Source organism: Methanolobus zinderi (assembly GCF_013388255.1).
GTDB lineage: Archaea > Halobacteriota > Methanosarcinia > Methanosarcinales > Methanosarcinaceae > Methanolobus > Methanolobus zinderi.
In genome coordinates this window covers 2,504,175-2,522,896 of the sequence record NZ_CP058215.1, presented here as the reverse complement: position 1 = coordinate 2,522,896, position 18,722 = coordinate 2,504,175, and the positions used below count along the sequence as shown (strand labels likewise).

20 protein-coding genes and 1 tRNA gene are annotated in these 18,722 nt (G+C 45.1%); 6 read left to right on the top strand and 15 right to left on the bottom strand.

Annotated elements, in window-relative coordinates; genetic code table 11:
* Positions 1-17: 17 nt before the first annotated feature.
* The 3 genes from HWN40_RS12500 to wrbA all read right to left on the bottom strand — a co-directional run bounded on the left by HWN40_RS12500 (position 18) and on the right by wrbA (position 5,614).
* Complete coding sequence (locus HWN40_RS12500) at positions 18-4,226, bottom strand: alpha-2-macroglobulin family protein (protein ID WP_176966042.1); 4,209 nt, start codon at positions 4,224-4,226, stop codon at positions 18-20.
* A 165-nt stretch (positions 4,227-4,391) separates the two neighbouring features.
* Positions 4,392-4,991 (bottom strand): hypothetical protein, encoded by a 600-nt coding sequence (locus HWN40_RS12495; protein WP_176966041.1) that lies wholly within the window; start codon positions 4,989-4,991, stop codon positions 4,392-4,394.
* 5 nt (positions 4,992-4,996) lie between these two features.
* On the bottom strand, positions 4,997-5,614 hold the full coding sequence (gene wrbA, locus HWN40_RS12490; RefSeq protein WP_176966040.1) for an NAD(P)H:quinone oxidoreductase: 618 nt from the start codon (positions 5,612-5,614) through the stop codon (positions 4,997-4,999).
* A gap of 180 nt (positions 5,615-5,794) precedes the next feature.
* On the opposite strand from wrbA, the gene HWN40_RS12485 reads away from it, so the two are divergent.
* From HWN40_RS12485 to HWN40_RS12470, 4 genes are all read left to right on the top strand, one after another.
* The gene (locus HWN40_RS12485) at positions 5,795-6,190 is read left to right on the top strand and encodes a hypothetical protein (RefSeq protein ID WP_176966039.1); all 396 of its coding nucleotides are present in this window, start codon (positions 5,795-5,797) and stop codon (positions 6,188-6,190) included.
* 22 nt (positions 6,191-6,212) lie between these two features.
* A complete protein-coding gene (locus HWN40_RS12480; protein WP_176966038.1) occupies positions 6,213-6,419 on the top strand; it encodes a helix-turn-helix transcriptional regulator in 207 nt (68 codons plus the stop codon).
* A 19-nt stretch (positions 6,420-6,438) separates the two neighbouring features.
* Positions 6,439-6,987 carry a TOBE domain-containing protein gene (locus tag HWN40_RS12475; protein WP_176966037.1) on the top strand — a complete coding sequence of 183 codons (549 nt, stop codon included), beginning with the start codon at positions 6,439-6,441 and terminating at the stop codon, positions 6,985-6,987.
* 111 nt (positions 6,988-7,098) lie between these two features.
* Positions 7,099-7,317 (top strand): hypothetical protein, encoded by a 219-nt coding sequence (locus HWN40_RS12470; protein ID WP_176966036.1) that lies wholly within the window; start codon positions 7,099-7,101, stop codon positions 7,315-7,317.
* 18 nt (positions 7,318-7,335) lie between these two features.
* Here the strand turns inward: HWN40_RS12470 and HWN40_RS12465 are convergent, their stop codons facing one another.
* The 10 genes from HWN40_RS12465 to HWN40_RS12420 all read right to left on the bottom strand — a co-directional run bounded on the left by HWN40_RS12465 (position 7,336) and on the right by HWN40_RS12420 (position 16,191).
* On the bottom strand, positions 7,336-8,451 hold the full coding sequence (locus tag HWN40_RS12465) for an SO_0444 family Cu/Zn efflux transporter (RefSeq protein ID WP_176966035.1): 1,116 nt from the start codon (positions 8,449-8,451) through the stop codon (positions 7,336-7,338).
* Positions 8,451-8,804: an ArsR/SmtB family transcription factor gene (locus tag HWN40_RS12460; RefSeq protein WP_176966034.1), complete on the bottom strand. Its 354-nt coding sequence runs from the start codon at positions 8,802-8,804 to the stop codon at positions 8,451-8,453. The genes HWN40_RS12465 and HWN40_RS12460 overlap by 1 nt, the downstream gene beginning before the upstream one ends.
* A gap of 76 nt (positions 8,805-8,880) precedes the next feature.
* Positions 8,881-9,657: an energy-coupling factor transporter transmembrane component T family protein gene (locus HWN40_RS12455; RefSeq protein ID WP_176966033.1), complete on the bottom strand. Its 777-nt coding sequence runs from the start codon at positions 9,655-9,657 to the stop codon at positions 8,881-8,883.
* Positions 9,654-10,484 (bottom strand): energy-coupling factor transporter ATPase, encoded by an 831-nt coding sequence (locus HWN40_RS12450; RefSeq protein WP_176966032.1) that lies wholly within the window; start codon positions 10,482-10,484, stop codon positions 9,654-9,656. The genes HWN40_RS12455 and HWN40_RS12450 overlap by 4 nt, the downstream gene beginning before the upstream one ends.
* Entirely contained in the window at positions 10,469-11,281 is an 813-nt protein-coding gene (locus HWN40_RS12445; RefSeq protein ID WP_176966031.1) for an energy-coupling factor transporter ATPase, read from the bottom strand. Before HWN40_RS12445 ends, HWN40_RS12450 begins: the two co-directional genes overlap by 16 nt.
* Positions 11,282-11,287: 6 nt before the next feature.
* Positions 11,288-11,833 carry a biotin transporter BioY gene (locus HWN40_RS12440; RefSeq protein ID WP_246275919.1) on the bottom strand — a complete coding sequence of 182 codons (546 nt, stop codon included), beginning with the start codon at positions 11,831-11,833 and terminating at the stop codon, positions 11,288-11,290.
* 284 nt (positions 11,834-12,117) lie between these two features.
* Entirely contained in the window at positions 12,118-13,713 is a 1,596-nt protein-coding gene (gene thsA / locus HWN40_RS12435; RefSeq protein ID WP_176966416.1) for a thermosome subunit alpha, read from the bottom strand.
* A 194-nt stretch (positions 13,714-13,907) separates the two neighbouring features.
* On the bottom strand, positions 13,908-14,318 hold the full coding sequence (locus tag HWN40_RS12430; protein WP_176966030.1) for a hypothetical protein: 411 nt from the start codon (positions 14,316-14,318) through the stop codon (positions 13,908-13,910).
* A 218-nt stretch (positions 14,319-14,536) separates the two neighbouring features.
* The gene (locus tag HWN40_RS12425; protein ID WP_176966029.1) at positions 14,537-14,692 is read right to left on the bottom strand and encodes a hypothetical protein; all 156 of its coding nucleotides are present in this window, start codon (positions 14,690-14,692) and stop codon (positions 14,537-14,539) included.
* Between the two features lie 170 nt (positions 14,693-14,862).
* Positions 14,863-16,191, bottom strand: a complete 1,329-nt coding sequence (locus HWN40_RS12420; protein WP_176966028.1) for a COG1470 family protein — start codon at positions 16,189-16,191, stop codon at positions 14,863-14,865.
* A 233-nt stretch (positions 16,192-16,424) separates the two neighbouring features.
* On the opposite strand from HWN40_RS12420, the gene HWN40_RS12415 reads away from it, so the two are divergent.
* Positions 16,425-17,669: a PAS domain-containing sensor histidine kinase gene (locus HWN40_RS12415; protein ID WP_176966027.1), complete on the top strand. Its 1,245-nt coding sequence runs from the start codon at positions 16,425-16,427 to the stop codon at positions 17,667-17,669.
* On the opposite strand, the gene HWN40_RS12410 is transcribed toward HWN40_RS12415, so the two are convergent.
* On the bottom strand, positions 17,663-18,046 hold the full coding sequence (locus HWN40_RS12410) for a hypothetical protein (RefSeq protein WP_176966026.1): 384 nt from the start codon (positions 18,044-18,046) through the stop codon (positions 17,663-17,665). The two genes, HWN40_RS12415 and HWN40_RS12410, sit on opposite strands and share 7 nt — an antisense overlap.
* A gap of 89 nt (positions 18,047-18,135) precedes the next feature.
* Between HWN40_RS12410 and HWN40_RS12405 the strand changes: the two genes are divergently transcribed.
* Positions 18,136-18,423 (top strand): hypothetical protein, encoded by a 288-nt coding sequence (locus HWN40_RS12405; RefSeq protein WP_176966025.1) that lies wholly within the window; start codon positions 18,136-18,138, stop codon positions 18,421-18,423.
* Between the two features lie 120 nt (positions 18,424-18,543).
* On the opposite strand, the gene HWN40_RS12400 is transcribed toward HWN40_RS12405, so the two are convergent.
* Positions 18,544-18,615: transfer RNA gene (locus HWN40_RS12400), tRNA-Arg, on the bottom strand.
* Positions 18,616-18,722: the final 107 nt, after the last annotated feature.

Below are 18,722 nucleotides of genomic sequence, written 5' to 3'. Positions count from 1 at the left end.
AGGGAGGGGAAATCCCCTCAAACAACAGTCACATTACTACCATTAGATTCAGCCACAACCTCCGGATTGTAGTAAGAGTAAGCCTTGCTCTCAGACACGATGGCCTTCACAGGGAACAGTGCCCGGACCTGTATGCTGAAGCTGATCTCCTCGCCGGGTTGCATGTCATCTATGTAGAGTATCACCTTACGGCCTGCAATCTCGTATCTGGTAATCGTGCCATCTTTCTTGAGTGCATCAAGGCTTGATGATACAGGTGTGAATCCGGTTGGTACCGCGATGTCCACTATCATCATTCCGCTGGAACTCACAGAACCGTCTATTCCCTGTATTCCGTTGTACTTTAGACGGGTATCCACGGTGACTATATCGTTTACCGCGACATCGGTGGAGTCATATTCCACATCAAGCTCGATCTCGTTCTGCTCAACTACCTCCGGAAGGATCACATTGAAGCGTCTTACAAGCTGGTAGTTCAGCTCTCCTGTACCGTCAAGTTCGAGTGTGACATTTGATGCGTTTTTGGGAATCTCCACTATCTGCACGACATCGAAGTTTTCAGAGTTCACATTGATGGATTTGATCTCTTCACCATCTGCAATCACCTGGACTGTAGCATCGATATCCCTTCCTGCAGTAGCTGCTGCGGTCATCAGTGCCCTGAAGGCCATGACCGTATCCTGGGTACTGGAGAAGCCGCCGTTTGAATTACGCTGTGCAGCTATCCATTTCAGTGATGAGCTGGCTGTAGGATTATTTGCCTCTATCAGGGCAAGGGTTGCGTAGGCTGTGGTCTCCACGTTCTTGCTGGAAGGTGCGATGAAGTTGTAGCCTTCATACTCATAGGGTTTTGCCACAGCACCGTCACCGTAGCCCCAATAGGTACCGTCATCATCCTGTTTTGCGATAGCCAGCAGGTCGTTCAGAGCCTCGTCGGCAAACGGGCTGTCAAGTCTCTGCAGGGCAAGGGTGCCGATTGCCAGAGCATAGGGGTCATCCTGGGCTGCAAGATTCTCCTCGAGATACTTCTTCGCATCAGCCATAACAACAGGACTTGCAGAACCGTATTCATCAAGTGCAAGTGTGACATACGCAGTCAGTGCATAGGTGCCACTGACACCTCCCATCATGTCCTCGTGTATCACAAAGCCAACCTGTTCCCAGGAACCATCTTCCTGCTGATGTGATTCTATCCATGAGGCAGATTCCGCAAGAATATTCTCATCAATGGTGGTCAGGTCCCTTGCACCGCTGAACTGGGACAGCACGAAGGATGTCAGCCAGAGGCTGCCTTCTGGATCACTCTCACCGAATGCCGAGAATGAGCCGTCGCTGTGCCTGTAGGTCAGCTCTCGCTGGTAACCTGTGACAATATACATCTCGGCCTTTGCCTTCAGTTCAGGATTATCCTGCCCTGTGGCTTCCAGGTAGCGCAGCACTTCCACATCGGTGGAAAAGAGCATCATATTCTGCTCACCGCAGCCGTAGGGCATTCCAAGCAGGTTGTCCACACCGTTTATGGTCTGGGCGACTATACTCGGGGTAAAGCTCACAAGCGCCTTGCCTGAGTCAGCAACTATTTCCTCAGGCAGGGTCGGATCAAGTTCTACTGAATCATTCTTCAGGACGCCGTTATCCACAATCTCCCTTGTAGCACCTTCCGGTTCGATGATAATTTCCTTGCGAACCGCATCGGCTTTCTCATTTGTCTGGCCTGTGATCTCAATCAGCTGCTTTCCAACATCCGTGGGCTGGATAGTGAAGCTTGCATGGGCCACACTGTTTGCTTCAACTGCTACTTCCTGAACATCATTACCAATAATATCGAACCAGTCTGCATTCGATAGTGTGAGTTTTACTTCCTGTTCCGTGTCAAGATAGTTGTAGACCTGTATTTGCACAGGGAACTCCTCGCCCCTTGTAACCGCATAAGGCAGGTCGGGGTCGATGAAGAAATCCTGGAAAACCGTCAGGCTGGATTCGGAGATCCCTATGCCCTCCGGACCTGATGATACTGCATGCAGTTTCCATGTGGTGATGCTGTCCGGCGCTGTCAGGTCAAGGCTGGCATGTCCCTGATCATCTGTAAGCAGGTCTGGCATCCACAACCATGTTTCGGGGAAGAACTGGCGTACTCTTTCTACTTCGGCAAGCGGCTCTGCACCTGCAGCCGGAGCTTCGGTGGGAACAGCTTCTGGCATTGCCACTTCCTCTTCAACCACATCCATCGCTACTTCATCAACAACAACATCTCCCAGAAAATTCTTCTCTTCAACTCTGTCATAACCGGTCGGAGATTTCGGCACATTGATTCCGGGTGATACCATAACGGTCACACCGGAGTTTTCCAGCATCTCGTATGCTCCTTTCCGATTCCACACCGGATGGGATTCTGCCTGTGGTTCCATGAAGCGCTTTTCAAGTTCATCGAATACCTGTTTCAGGTTGAGCCGTCCCTCGCTAAGAGCATATACCGACTCGTCAACGATGGAAAAGCCGATCATGGATCTGCTGCCTGCATCGAAGTTAACGCTAACATTGTCTCCGGGCTCAACTGAATCGCTATCAAAGGAGCTGGAAAGGTCCACCTTTGTAGAGAACTGCACATCAAATGGCAGCACATCAACAGAGACCTCGCTGTTGGGATTGATCATGTATGCAACAACCTTTGCCTGTGGACTCATTTGCGGGGTGACAGGTATGCTGATATCCTGCTCATTGCTGGTTGCCGAATATACGGTCCTGCCGTTGGCAAAGACATCATAGAACACAGTTCCGGGATTTGTGGAGTATACCCTGAAGGATATGGTATCTCCTACTTCAGGAACTCCTTCGCTTGTCTGGCTGATGTGAATGAAACTTGCACTCGGTGAGTAGACCGCTCCCATCTCCCTGTAGGCTGACGCCTCATTTGCACGGGCATTGAGGTAGCATGCTGTGGTGGATTCAGGGACATCGTATGTTATCAGGGCAACACCATTACTGGTTGTGACTGTATCCTGCTCTTCTGTTTCCTCATAGGACTCGTTTCTGAAGGTAGCATCCATATCCACCTCAGTATCAACAGGATTTCCTCCGGGATCTTTTGTAACTACAAGCACCTGCAGGAGCATTCCCGGCTTGACATAGTCGGATTCAGGTATCAACTGCAAAACTACAGGGGAATCTGCAATCGTGAGTAACTTGTTTGTGGTCTCGCTGTGATTACCTGTGTCGGTCACAGTCACATTGAGCATCAGGCTTGCCTGCCCTCCCGCACCATAAGTGCCGGCTGCATACTCCACTGCCGGGAGCTCGAATTCAAGAGAACCATCTTCAATTTCTCCGCTGAATGTTGCGTACTGTTCCCACTCACCCACATAGCGTGAAGCCTCAACAAGTACCTCACCTTCCACATCCTTGCCGAAGAAGTAGTTTGCCGAAACAGTACCCGTAATCTCATCAGATACCAGGAACCATTCCTGCGGCGTGCTGAGTGAAATATCGAATTTGGGCAGCACATACTTGTCAACTTCGATATCAACACTGGATGTTGATTCCCCGGAAGTTGCGATTATCTTCCATGTGCCAAGATTCAGTTCGCTGGCAAGTGGAATGTCAAAGCACGCCACGCCGTATTCATTGGAGCTCAGCTCTTGTTTGAATACCTTGATGCCTTTGGCATCTGTTATCTCGACATTTATATCCTGCTCCACTGGCACAAGATTGTTGTTCAGGGAAAGTATCCTGCCATGTACTGTCTGTCCCGGTTTGTATATGGGTTTGTCAGTCTCGATGAAGAGCGGATTGTTCTTTACAACTTCCACAGTGGCGGTAAAATTGCGCTCATAACCCGCCGGACTTGCGGTGAGTACATAACTTCCTTCCTCCACATCGGGTACTTCAAAGGATGCCACCGAATTTCCTGATTCGGATGTGGAAACCTTTGTAAGTGGTATCTCTTTATTGTCCTCATCGGTCAGTGTATACTCGATGCAGCGACTTACAGGCTCTCCGGCCTCAAATGCTGCCATGGTAACGGAACTCTCTCCCCCGGAGAATAGCATCTTCGGAGCGAGTATGAAGAACTCGTCACCTGAGTCTGCGAGCTGTCCGCTGCACTGGCCCGCCTGATTGGAGGGCAGTTGTGAGTCGTCGTTATAATTTCCGATACACCCTGAGAACAGGGAGAAAAGGATCAATATGCAAAGTAAATATGATTTTAAACTGTTTCCTTTTAGTTTCATTTTTCTACCACACCCGACATATGGTTAGGATTATTGTTTATGATAGAATGTAGGGGACATGACTGTATATACCTTGCTTAAACTTCAAAGAAGTTCGAAGTTATGTAAAGGGGAGCAGCCTGAAAAGAAAAATTCGAAATATCGGCTATATTCAGAGGGAGTGGATCATTGATTGCGTTCAGTTATTTCTTCCAGAAGCTTGTAGGTATCTTCCAGCTCTTTTCGGATATTTTCAATGCGTCTTTTTGATGGTACGAACAATATATGGTCTCCTGTGGATTCGATCGTGTAGCGCTTTTGAATTGTTTGTGCAAGGCTTTCGGTCATAAAAGAAGAATCCCCTTCCAGGGAAAAGTATTCGTTGTACACTTTCCTGGAGATCGGTGATTTTGTTCGCAGTAAAAAAACAGGTGCTCTTTTTTCAAAGATAATACCTGAGGACTTGTAAGTATTGCCATGTGGTGTTCCGGTTCCATATCCCAGGTTCCCGACGGAGGTATCCATATCGAAAATAATTGTTCTTATTCTCTGAAAAGTACCTGTAAAAACATTGTATATCTTTTGTCGGTTTCCCATTCTTGTTTCTTTGAAACCTTTTGATTCGACTATATCCTTCGAGCCCGGTCTGAAACCAATATCCTGATATTTTTCTAGCAGGGACTTGGAACGTGTTTTTTCCTTCAGGGACAATACTACGATAGCTGACACGAGTATGACCAGTGCAGATCCGAAGAAAACAATTAGAAAGATGATCCTGAAATCCATTTATCTCATTCACCGACAAGCTTCTTTGTGATCTCCGCCACATGTCTTCCCTGGAACCTCGCAATGCCTAGCTCGTTCTCACTTGGTTGTCTTGTATCCGGGCCGCTGCCTGCAACAGTGGAAGCTCCGTAGGGACTTCCTCCAGTGATCTCGGTGAGGATGGACTGCCTTTCTTCTGAATAGGGCACGCCTACGATTATCATGCCGTGGTGCAGCAGTGTAGTGTGAAAACTCAGGATGGTGGCCTCCTGTCCTCCATGCTGGGTGCTGCTGGATGTGAATACACTTCCGACCTTGCCTATGAGAGAACCGTCTGACCAGAGGCTACCGGTCTTATCAAGAAATGCACGCATCTGTGCGGCCATCATACCAAACCTTGTGGGTGTGCCAAAGATTATGGCATCTGCTTCCTCGAGATTCTCGACAGTTGCAACCGGGATGTGGCTGAACCTATTCTTTGATTCAGTGGCTCCCATCTTCTCGAGTATTTCGGGACTAAGTGTTTCCTGTACCTGGAAGAGTCCTATCTCTGCACCCTCAACCTCGCCGGCACCCTCGGCAACCGCCTCTGCCATTTTGTAATTGTGCCCGTAGAGACTGTAAAATATAATATTGATCTTCATTATTTCACCTATTGACTTTAGCAGTATATGGCATCAGTAATTAATAATGGGAATGTGACCTGATAAATAATTTATCTGTTTTTGAGTCAATGCATTGATTTAAATAGGTAATGTTAGATATAGATAACATAATAATAGTAATATCTAACATTATGTTAGAATTATTTCAGGTGATATTTTATGGAAAAACTTGAAAAATATGTACGTGCAGGTTATTCGCTCGGCATTGTGTTCATTCTTACAGGTGTGGCTCTGGTTGTTTTTGCCGAGGAGTATATGAAGGGAGCCATTACTCTGATCAATATCGGGTCTGTTCTTCTTTTTGTTACGTTCCTCAGGGCAAGAAGACACCGCAAAGGGCTGGTGAAGGATGAGAGGACTGTCAGGATCGGTTCATATGGATTATCATATTCGTGGTTTGTCAGTTTTATTGTGCTTAACCTGTTGTTCTGGATAGACAACCTGTCTTTGCTAAAGTTCACGGTTCCTCAGGTGATAGGTATAATGTTCATCGTGATGATCGCAACTGCAAAGGGGTTTCAGTGGTACCTTTTAAGAAAGGGTGATGTGGAGTAGCCCGATAATCCTGGTGAAAAATATGAAGACCCGGATAAAGGAGCTCAGGGCCAGGTATGATATGACCCAGGAGGACCTGGCCAACAGGGTAGGTGTCAGGAGGGAAACCATAGGTTTTCTGGAAAAAGGGAAATATAACCCCTCACTAAAACTTGCCTACAAGGTTGCACTGTGTCTGCAGACGAGCATTGACGAATTATTCATCTTTGAAGAGGATGATCTGAAATAATCTACTATCAGGTGAAAATGTGGAAACCAAAACAAAAGTATGGCTGGCAGAGGATGGAAAACCGGTGATCGGTGCCGGTAAGGTTGCCCTGCTCAAAGCCATTGATGAGGAGAGGTCTTTAAGGAAAGCCTGTAAGAAACTTGATATCTCCTACAAACACGCATGGAATGTGCTAAACAACATGAATGAAAGACTTGGCAGTGATGTTGTAAGGACTGTCAGGGGAGGAAAGGATCAGGGAACTTTTCTAACTGAAGCAGGCAGGCAGCTCATTCGTGAGTATGAACTCAACAGGGACTTTGTCGAGGGTACTATGAAAGACGAAGGTTCATGGGAGAATATCGGATTGAAACTTTCAGCCCGCAATAAGATTCCTGGAAAGGTTGTCAGCGTGGAAAAAGAAGGTCTGGTATCAAAGATCAGTATTGAGATCGAACCTTCCGCCCTTACATCCATTATAACCTCGGAGGCTGTTGAAAGGCTTGACATAAAGCCGGGTGACGATGTCTTTGCAATTATTAAATCCACTGAAGTACTTGTTGGAAAGAGTAAACAAAAGGAAGAATAAGTCCCGGTTAATAAATATTATTCTATGGATATGTAAAAAAAGGTATATAGTTAAAGAAGACATATATAAATCTGTGGGCTCTTTAGCCCATTCTATGGTTGTGGTGTTGAAATGACAGAAAAAAATGATTTCACGTGGGGAAAAGACCGTATCAATAAGAACGGCAACATCGGAAAGATCGTGGTGATCCCACCGGAGTGCGGGGATGAAGAAATAGATGATGGTGAGGCATCTTTTGCCCGTGATGAGGATGTGGATTTCGAAGTTGACGAATTCAAGGAAAAAACAGCAGAGAAGCTATCAAGGGAACTGCATAAGGACCAGTCCTGACCTGGCAGCTTCTTTGAGTTAATGTTTGTATATCCCGTATATCATCAGTGGTATCAGGATCAACGCAAATACAATCTTTACCTGAGCCGGTAATATTTCACTTGCACTGCCTACTATGGATATTGCTTCCACACCAAGCCTGAAATATATCATATCAAGCACCAGACCGAATATTAGTGAACATACAGCTATGGTTGTCAGATAGAGCACCGCACTTCTTTTTCCCAGGAATTTTGTAACCATGGTTATTGTTGCTGCATTGGTTGCAGGACCTGCAAGCAGGAATACGAATGCTGTCCCCGGACTCATACCCTTGGCTATAAATGCGGCAGCCAGCGGGGTTGAAGCCGTGGCACAAATATAGAGTGGAATGCCCACGAGCAACATCACAAGCATAGAGAGGATTCCTCCTCCAAGATAGGTGTGCACGACTTCATATGGTACTGCATATGAGATGATTCCTGCAATGACAATACCGAATACCAGCCATTTTGAGATATCTCCGAGTAGTTCCACATAAGCATACTTCATGCCTTCTTTGAGACGCTGCGATCCGGATAGTTCTGTATTATCTGACGGTACATGGCAGGAACATGAACTGTCTTCGCATGCAGCTGTCGGCTGGGTCATTAGCAGGTTATTGTTCAAGGGTATTTTGTTTTCAGCAGTCTTATTCAAGGCAACCGTTCTTTTCTCTTTTCCAAGAAAATTCTCCGCAATCCCTGCAGAGAGAGCTGTAATCAGTGTTGCAAGCGGCCGGAACACTGTCATGATCGGATCAAGCAGGGCATAGGTTATCGATATGGAATCCACTCCTGTTTCCGGTGTGGAGATAAGGAATGAGAGGGTTGCACCTTTTGTTGCTCCTCTTTTCTGAAGAGACAGGGCTGTGGGAACCACTCCGCATGAACACAAAGGGATTGGTATTCCCATAAGCGAAGCATTAAGTGATGATCTGATCTTTCCTGCGGATTCTCCAAGATACTTGATGATCTTCTCTTCCGGTACGAAGATGTGGAGCAGCCCTGCGACAGTGAAACCAAGGAACAGATACGGAGCCATCTCCAGAAAGAGACTCCATGATTCCAGGGTAATTCCCCACAGTGCGGACAGGATCGTATCGACTAGTGGCATTATTTGCACTCTCCTACGTGCTGTCTGCACATGTCAAGGAAGGTACCTACGTGTTCGTCTGAGAGATGATAGACTGCAAACCTTCCTTCTTTTCTGGACTTTACCAGGTTCAGTTGCCGAAGTGTTCGCAGACTGTGTGATATGGCAGACTGGGAAATATCAAGTGCCATCTCAAGCTCCTTTACGCAGAGTCCACCCTCTGAGAGAAGAAACAGTATCTTCAGGCGTGTTTCAGAATGGAGGGCACTGAGAATATCACATATCCTGCATAATTCCTCTTCTGAAGGAATACCTGCCTTCTTTGAGAATATGGTTTTTTCATCGACGCATGTGTGTTCTCTGCTTTCTTCCATGTATATATGAACATATGTTCATATATTTATTCTTTTTCAGATCCGGACCTTATGTGAAACTTACACGTAGACAATTTCAGGCAAGAAGGACGATACTACCCATAATTAATGCAAAGCCCAGCAGGGCTGCAAAATCCATTCTTTGCATCCGTGGCTCAAAAAGGGAGGTCCTGTTAACTCCCTGGTAACAGCGGCTTTCCATTGCAAGGGATACCTCTCCTGCTGACCTGAATGCTATCTTCATCATGGGGACTGAAAGGGAATAAATTGTCCTGAGAGGATTTTTTTTAAGATCCAGGCCACGGGACATCTGTGCGTCCCTGAGATGTCCGAAATGCTCGTACAAAAGAGGGAAAAAATGTATCGACAGGGACATCATGGTTGCAAGATCAAAAGATGATATGCCTGCCCTTTCCAGAGGTAAATGACGCAGCATGCGCTCTATAGCGACGGTCAGCATTGAAGGTGCTGTGGTTGCAGTGAGGATCGAAGCAAATAAAAGCAGGTACACGAATCTCCAGGTCAGTAGCAGTCCTGCTTGCAGACCTTCCAGTGTGGCATTAAATCCTGCCAGGGAGAAAAGTATTGTCTCTCCCGTAAGGAACAGTTGCATAAGGAAAATAATAATCAGAAATATCATCATGGGTCTGACTGCAGACAGGGGTGCCCTGTAGGAAATACGGGACATAGAGAACAAAACCAGAAAGACAGCTCCGATCAAAGCCATTTCTCTGAATGATCCTGAGTTGAAGATAATTATACTGGCTACCATTACAGAGATTATCTTTGTCCTGGGGTCAAGACTGTGGATAGGGGATGTGCCGGGAATATAACCAAAAAACAGATTGCTCACTGCATACTCCCCGATCTTTCTTTTTTTACACGGATTATCTCGTTAAGGGCTTCCTCCACATCGAAGATATCATCTCTTACATCAAAGCCTTTTTGCTTCAGTTCCTTCATCAGGGATGTTATTTCGGGAAGGGGAGTTGAGGTGGATTTTACATACTCTTCAGGACTTCCTTCAAAGGATATTTTTCCCTTTTTCATCAGGATAATTTTATCCGCAAGGGGCAGCAGGTCTGCTATCAAGTGTGATACGACAATAACGGAGATACCCTGCATGTGAAGACTTTTGAGTATTTCTAGAAGGGATTCTCTGTGCTCGGGGTCAAGTCCCGAAAGCGGTTCGTCCAGTACAAGGTAGTCGGGTCTGATGGCCAGTACACCTGCAATGGCAACCAGTCTCATTTCTCCTCCGCTCAGTGTAAAAGGTGAATGCTCATACAGTTCTTCTCTGACACCTACCATTTTCAGGGCTTTTGTGACCCTTTTCCTGAGTTCATCGCCTTTTTCCCCGAAGTTGGCAGGTCCGAAGGCTACGTCTTCGTATACTGATCTGGCAAAGAGCTGGTTCTGCGGGAACTGGAAAAGGATTCCAACTTTTTTCCTGATTGATTTTACGTGAGCCTCCACGCCGTCCACGCTTACACTGCCTGAAGAAGGCCTGAGCAGACCATTGAAGTGTCGTATAAGGGTAGATTTTCCTGAGCCGATCTCGCCTCCGATCAGTATGAATTCTCCCCTGTCAATGGAGAGGTTCACATTTTGCAGAGCAAGTCTCTCAAGGCTGGTGCCGGGATCATAGGAGAAGCTGACGTTTTTTACATCGATCGACATAGTTCCTCCACAAGCTCTTCCTTTGACAGCACTCCTTTCCGGATAATTCCTTCATCTGAAAGCTTCCTTGATAATTCAAACAGCGGAGGCAGTCTGAGGCCGTGTTCTTGTAGAAGCTCTCGATTTGCTAAAACTTTATTCGGCACTCCTTCAAGAACGATCTTTCCTGAATCCATTACTATCAAACGGTCGGCATCAACGGCTTCTTCCAGCCTGTGTGTGATGTGCACGACGGTAGTTCCATTTTCGTTAATGTTTTTTATTGTTGCAAGGATCTCTTCTCTTGAAGCAGGATCAAGCATGGATGTTATTTCATCGAAGACGACACATTCCGGCTCCATGACGAGTACCCCTGCGATCGCAACCTTTTGTTTCTGCCCTCCGCTCAGGATGCGAGGTGTATATTTTTTGTATCCCGAAAGTCCCATGGAATCCAAAACACTGTCAACAAGCATCCTTATTCTCTGTGTTTCAACTCCTGTATTCTCAAGTCCGAAGGCTATGTCTTCCTCAACTGTCATTCCGGCGAACTGGGAATCGGGATTCTGGAAGACCATTCCTACCTTCCTGCGTATCTGCGGGATATTTTCTTTTTTTGAAGTACAGAGGTCTTTAACTTTGACCGAACCGGATATTGGAAGAAGCAGGGCATTCATATGCTGCACAAGGGTGGATTTCCCACTGCCGTTCCTGCCGGCAATGACAACGAACTCACCTTTTTTGATGTCCAGACTCACCGAATCAAGAGCAATTTTTCCGTCCGGGTATCTGTGGCTTAAGTCGTTGATCTCGATCATGTCTTTTCATAGGGAATATTTTGAAACGATAAACGATGCAAGAGCAAGCTTTAGGAGGTCAGCAGGCAGGAACGGGAGTACACCCAGTTTAAGTGCATTCTCAAATGTAATATTCGCAGCAAAAGCCAGATACGAAGTTCCCAGTAAATATATTATGAAAAGTCCTGCAAGCATAAAGGACGCGTTCAATAGCATGTTTTCGGTCCCTTTCTTATCTGCGAGTGTTCCGATGAGAAAAGCAGCTATTGCAAAGCTGACAAGGTATCCTCCGGTGGGTCCGAGAAGCATCCCGAGTCCTGAGGTACCTCCTGAGTATACCGGCAGGCCGATGATTCCAAGAAGCAGGTATACGATTACACTTAATGTGCCCCATCGTGCACCAAGCATGGCACCGGCCAGGAATACGAAAAACACCTGTAGTGTAATTGGGACGGGGCTGAAGGGAATTGGTATCTTCAGATAGGCACCCACAGCTATAAGAGCGGCAAAAAGCGATGCAAGTGCCATTTTTTTAATGTCACTTCCACTGTATTGGTAATTATTCTGATCCACTGTTTTTTTCCTCTCTTGCTTAAAATCCTATCTTGCTTACAATGACACGTCTGGTTTGTGTAAGAAGTGTTAATTAAACACTATATGTAAGCAGAAGGATTGTTAACCTTTATTTTGTAACTAGTTTACAAAATATAAAAGGCTTGCTCCTCCTGAAAAAGGATGCCTCTCATCTCAGGATCTATTTGTGAAAATAAAAAAGTCCGGTTTACAATGCGGGAGAAAACACAAAAACAGTTAAAGTGCCGGGCTTGCCGGCACATGAAAATGAAAAATCGGGAGATTTACATCTCCATTTCAGGCTGTGGCATTCCAGGTGGCATTGCGCCCTGTTTGGAACTTGCCGCAACCACGTCATCGATCCTGAGGATCATTACGGTTGCTTCGGTTGCTGCATTGAGGGCCTGTGTCTTGATCCTGAGTGGCTCAAGGACGTTGTTCTCGTACATGTCGACGATCTTTCCGGTGTAAACGTCAAGACCTGCCTTCTTATTGCCCTGCTCGTGCTGTGAACGCATCTCGATGATCTTGTCGATCGGGTCAAGACCTGCATTCTCGGCAAGGGTCTGTGGTATGATCTCAAGTGCTTCTGCAAACTTGGCCACAGCAAGCTGTTCTCTTCCCTTGAGTGTTGACGCGTACTCGCTGAGTCTCAGAGCAAGTTCTATCTCCGGAGATCCGCCACCTGCTACTATCTTCTCGTCTTCAAGTGCTACGCCGACCACACAGAGGGCATCGTTTAGTGCACGCTTGAGACTGTCTACGATATGTGTGGTACCGCCGTGGAGTACAAGTGATGTTGTCTTTTCTTCCTTGCATCCTGTAAGGAATGTCATCTTTGCACCGCTGATGCTCTTTTCCTCTACAACAGCAGCTTCTCCGAGATCTTCCGGCCTGACATCAGTGACATCCTGGAACAGGGTTGCACCGGTTGCCTTTGCAAGCTTCTGGAGGTCGCTTTTCTTTATCCTTCTGCAGGCATAGATTCCGGCCTTTTCAAGATAATACTGTGCAAGGTCATCGATTGCCTTCTGGCAGAATACGACATTTGCACCGCTTGCCACGATCTTGTCTACCATTTCCTTGACCATTCTCTCTTCCTGGTCAACGAACATCTGCATCTGATCAGGAGAGGTGATCTTTATCTCTGCATCCTTCTCGATCTTGTGGAACTCGATTCCGAAACTTGCCAGCATGATCTTTGCGTTCTCGATCCTCTTTGGCATGTTTGGTCTTACGCGTTCCTTGTCGATAATGAGTCCGGGTACAAGTTCTGTGTCAAGGATGCTTCCGCCTTCTCTCTTCTCGATAGTGATATCGTCGACGTCAACCGTGATTCCTTCTTCGGTTTCTTCGGCAACTGAAAGTACAGCGTCGATAACCATGTCTGCCAGGAATTCCTTTTGCTCTCCGGCACCTTTTCCTGTAATGGATGTCATGGCAATCTTTCTGAGTGTCTCTCTGTCATCCCTGGAAACATCGATTGTAATCGTCTTGAGGATCTCAGCAGCCTTCTTTGCAGCATGCCTGTATCCTGATGCGATGATTGTGGGGTGTACACCCTTGTCAATGAGTTCTTCAGCCTTGGCGAGAAGTTCTCCTGTAATTACGGCTGCGGTTGTGGTACCATCTCCGACCTCGTCGTCCTGGGTCTTTGCAACTTCCACCACCATCTTTGCTGCCGGGTGCTCGATATCCATTTCCCTGAGGATGGTTGCACCATCGTTAGTAATTACAATGTCACCAAGTGAATCTACCAGCATTTTGTCCATACCCTTTGGGCCAAGGGTGGTCCTTACTGCCTTTGCCACTGCTTTTCCAGCAAGGATATTGATGCCCTGGGCATCCCTTTCCCGCCTTTTATTCCTGTTTCCTAACATGTATGTGGGCTGTTGTCCTGCCAAATTATAACCTCCTTATAATAACAAACCATTGCGTATCGATATAGAAGTTAGCGTTATCTCGATAGAGTATCCTGGATACTCATGCTGAACAATCTAAATGCAAGCAGTTCTATATAAAGATAACCACTGATCAATATGCTTTCAAAAAAGATGGCAGGAACCCTCGTAGACTACTGGTTCCCATATAAGCTGCCAAGATGTGTGCTGATAAGACAGCAAATGTGTCTTCTGTAAAGTGATTCATCGGGTATTGTGAAAATTGCAAGACTTCCTACATTCCAGTTTACGTCTTTGATTACTCCTTTTTCTTCCATCTCATCAACGAGCATCTTCACCTTGCTGAAATCACTGGCAGTATTTCTCCAGTCCCCTGGATGTGTGTCAGAAGAAGCAGTTCCTTTCTTGAGATCAAGTTGCTGCAATGCAAACTCGTATACTTCAAACCATTCTATATCTTCCGGTTTAAGTTCGATCAGGCCTCTTTTCGAGTCCTGGCGTAACCTTTTCATCAATATGGGAAAATCGTAAGATCTCAGGGAATAATTTTGCACTTTACCAAAAACATCTTCCTCTTCACTCATGTTTACACCTGTTATCAGAAATAACTGTCCCAATTTTAAGATGAAGGTCAATGCAAATAAGACTTTTGTCCGCGTTAATTGAAGGTCATTGCCGGGAGACAGTCACTTATTAAAAAAGTAAATCTCATAATTCAACATGGGGTCGCAATGGCTAAAGGCCCCTGCATGATGTGCCGGCGGGCGTCTCCGGCTTAGTTGCTTACTGTGATTCCCATCACTTAGTAAACAAGAAGACTTTTAATACAGGCGTTCTTGATGAACTGGATCATATTATTCCTGAGGAGGAACTCCTGGTCTGAAAGGTCCTCAGGATCAAGATATCTGTTGAACACTTCTTTGAATTCATTGAACGTAGCTTCATCTTTATTATTCATACAAGACTCCCTTTCAGAACTGAATAATAATATTAATACAATTATTATATTATCTGGTATAAATAGTTTGTGTACTTCTGAATTTATTGTATATGACTGAAAGTGAATGCAGTTACGTTTGAATGGAATAATTTTCCTGCTAAAAAAGAAAAAGGGTTAAAACCCTTATTTTAGCTGAGTACTGTAATACTATATTCAAAACTTTCCGTGTTTTCGGGAAGTATACTCAGTGACCATTCTCCTGCCTCTCCGGATACCTCATACACTTCTGTGTAAGTACTGACACCTGTCTGATAATCGTAATTATCCGCAGGCATCAGAGGACGCACTGTTCCTGTTGTTCCGTAATTCACATTTCCTTTGCTTGTGCTGCTGACCAATCGAAGGTTCACTTTCTCTTCAGCCTTATTAAGTGTGACTTCAAAGGAAGGTGCCTCATGGCCTGAAACACTGTTGCCGGAAGCCGGATAATATGTATACTGTGTGCTCGATACTTCTATCCTGATGGTTCCGTTCGAGCTTGTAGTAAATTCCCTGACAAAAGGCTCCTCGGGTTGCTGCCATACAGTGAAGTAGAGCTGGACCTGTTCCTCCCAGTCACTCAGTGCAGGATCATCTATCCCCAGATCCACAGAAGCGCTGAAACTTCCGATCGTTGCTTCAGGGACCTCCAGATGTAGGTTTACAGTCGCAGTTTCTCCCGCTCTGATGACTGACGGAGCATCAAGTGTTATTGCACTTATATCGATTACCTGGCCACTGCTTTCTTCATCGAAACGATAAGCAATGCTCTCTTCGGCGTAGTATATATCACTCAGAACTACCTGCGGGTCCATGGCTATATCCTCCTCACCGACATTGCTAAGCTTTATTTCGTAATCATAGCTGTTCCCGGCTTCAACGCGGTCATTGATGTAATTTGTCAGAACCTGGATGCTTGGAGGTATCCAGACTTCAATGGACAGTTCCATAGAGCCATCGTATCCGGAATATGTACTGTATTCTTCTTCATTATATTCTCCGAAAACAATGAAGGCATTATAATAACCTATATCAGCATCCTCTGGAATTGAAACTTCCACAGTGAACTCCTGCTCTGCATCAGGTATAAGTTCCACACTCTCAGGTGAGATTTCTACCCAGTCGTCTTCCAGATAGTTCTCGGTATATGGTTGCATGACCAGCTTCGGATCAATTGTGATTGTCTCATCTTCCCTGCTGGTAACGCTTACTGTGAATTCCCTGCTTTCACCGGGTTGCAGTTTCAGGCTGGAGTATCCGGGTTTTATAAGCAGCTTGCTGGAGATGCCATCTGGATAAATTACAGCCTCCTCGACTTCTACAGGCATGCTGGAAACCGCATAATCTGATGAAACCAGCTTTGCATCTGTGGTAAGTGGTCGTATCAGAGGGCTTTCCACATCTGCCATCGCACCTGATATGAACAATGAACTGATGGCAATAAGCCCTATGGTTAAGTAAGTAAAGATTTTTTTCATATATCTTCCTCTTTCAGATTTTAGTTCTCAATGGACATATACGCTCTACTTATTAAAGAATTATCTAAACTTCAATGTGGTTCGAAGTTATCAGCTTCTTCAGCTGCCGATAAAAAATTGTGCTGGAAGTCGATATGTGATATTTAAATAATTTTCAGTGTCTAAGCTTTTTATAAAACGTTATCCTATATTGGTCACTTATACACTGCTGATTTTAACTAAAAATGGTTGGTATGGAAACAAAAAAACATCACCGTGATCTCTTCTTGGAATCGGAAAACACAGCGCAATTAAACAGAACAGCAGGTACAGATATATTCAGCAAAGTGTTTGATAATGCACCCCTGCTAATGATAGTTGTAAACCGGGATGGAAAAGTAGAGAATATCAACTACGCCACTTCGGAAGCACTTGGAATAGATAAAAAGGATGCTTTAGGTCTTCTGGGTGGAGAACTGTTCGGTTGTATCAATTCATTTGACGGTGAAGGCTGTGGAATGAATCATGAATGTAGTGAGTGTATTGTTCGCAATACGGTTATGCGGACCTTTATGACCTCGGAGGAGGTCTACAAAAAAGAAGGTGAACTCACAATATGGATCGGTGAAGAATTTTCTACCAGATCGCTGATAATCTCTACAACTTTGATCGAGCCCGGAGATCTGAGCAGAGTATTACTTACTGTTGACGATATCACTGGACAGAAGCTTGTCGAAAAGGAGTTAAGGGAAAGCAAGAAGATGCTTGAAGCAGCAAAGAATGAAGCGGAATTTGCCAATCGTGCAAAAAGTGATTTCCTTGCAAAAATGAGCCATGAGTTACGTACTCCTTTAAACTCTGTTATTGGTTTTTCAGATATGTTGCTGACTGAGAACTTCGGTAAAATGAATGAGAAGCAATCAAGATACGCAAAGCATATATCGTCAAGCGGAAAGCATCTGCTCGGCCTGATCAATGATATTCTCGACATATCCAAAGTTGAGGCCGGAAAGATGGAGTTAAATCTGACATCCTTTTCTGTTCCTGATACCATCCAGGAGATACTGGGGATAATCTCACCACAGGCAGCAGAGAAAAACATTGCTTTGAAAAGCGATATTGACCTGCAGATCGATCAACTGTGTGCCGATGAAGCAAAATTCAAACAGATATTGTTAAATCTTCTCAGCAACGCCGTCAGGTTCACTCCGTCAAATGGCTGTATTAAGATAGAAGGAAAGATTGTCCGTAACATGTTATCGGTTTCTGTAGCTGATAATGGTATCGGGATTGCCCCTGAAAAGCAGAGAACTATATTCGATCCCTTTGAACAGGCCGATCCTTCACTATCCTCTGAGTATGGAGGAACAGGCCTGGGGCTTTCCATCGTCAGGAAATTTGTGGAAATGCACGGCGGGCAAATTTATGTTGAGAGTGAGATCGGAAAAGGAAGTACATTCACTTTTGATCTGCCTCTTTCATACCCTGAATTTCAGTAAACTTCGTAACTGATATCCAGTGAAATATCATCTGTTTCATTGTTTACCAGAACAAGGTACCAGTTTCCCTCATATGGAGCACTGAACTCAATATTGCTGGAAAGGACGTTCTCATAGTATGCGTCATATTCGAAGTAGTTGAGATTTTCATACCTGTAAAGGTTCTCACTGTCCAGAATATATAGATCGACAGGACTGCCGTCTGTCATGATCTCCAGATCAAGATATTCTCCTTCGAGCATGGGGAACTCATAATAAGTGTAGCTTTGTGCTTCAAGTACAAATGATTCCTCTCCCGAATAGGCGGATGTGCAGCCTCCGGAGAGTATTGCAGAGAGCAGCAGTATTGTTGCTACAAAAAGCGGTTTTTGATTCATGGTGATCTCCTTCTGTTAGGTAAAAATTTGCCTGATCTGTAATTTAAAATTAACTGAATATTTATATATCCGGATGCTATGTTAGGCCTATGCAGGAAAAAAGATATCCAAAAGGTCATTTCATGGCAGTGGGAATAGCTATAGGTCTTCCCCTTGGAATCCCAATCGGTCTGCTGTTGGGAATGATCGCAATCGGTCCCGCGATTGGTGTGGCTCTTGGCGTGGCGATTGGGACATATCTGGAAAAGAAATACAATCCTGATCCCTTGCCGGTTTCACCGGAAGATGAAAGCAAAAGAAAAAAGATCATTCTTGTACTTGGTGTAATATTCCTGCTGGGGATGCTTGCACTGGCTTACCTGGTTATGATGAGTTGAGATTACTCTTACCATCAATAAATCTAATATTTATTTTCTATTTGCACTATATTTTATCCATCAAAAAGCTCAAAAAGCTGTCTTCTAGCAGAATAAAATTTTTTTAAAATAAAAAAGGTACGTCCCGACCGAGGATCGAACTCGGGTCTAAGGCTCCGCAGGCCTCAAGGATATCCGCTACCCTACCGGGACACAAGGTTTCTGTTCTAATGTCTTTCTCCAATATAAAGATTATTGGTTAAAACAAGCATTGAATGCTTCACACAAAGCCTTATGCACTGATAAAAGTTAAATCCTGC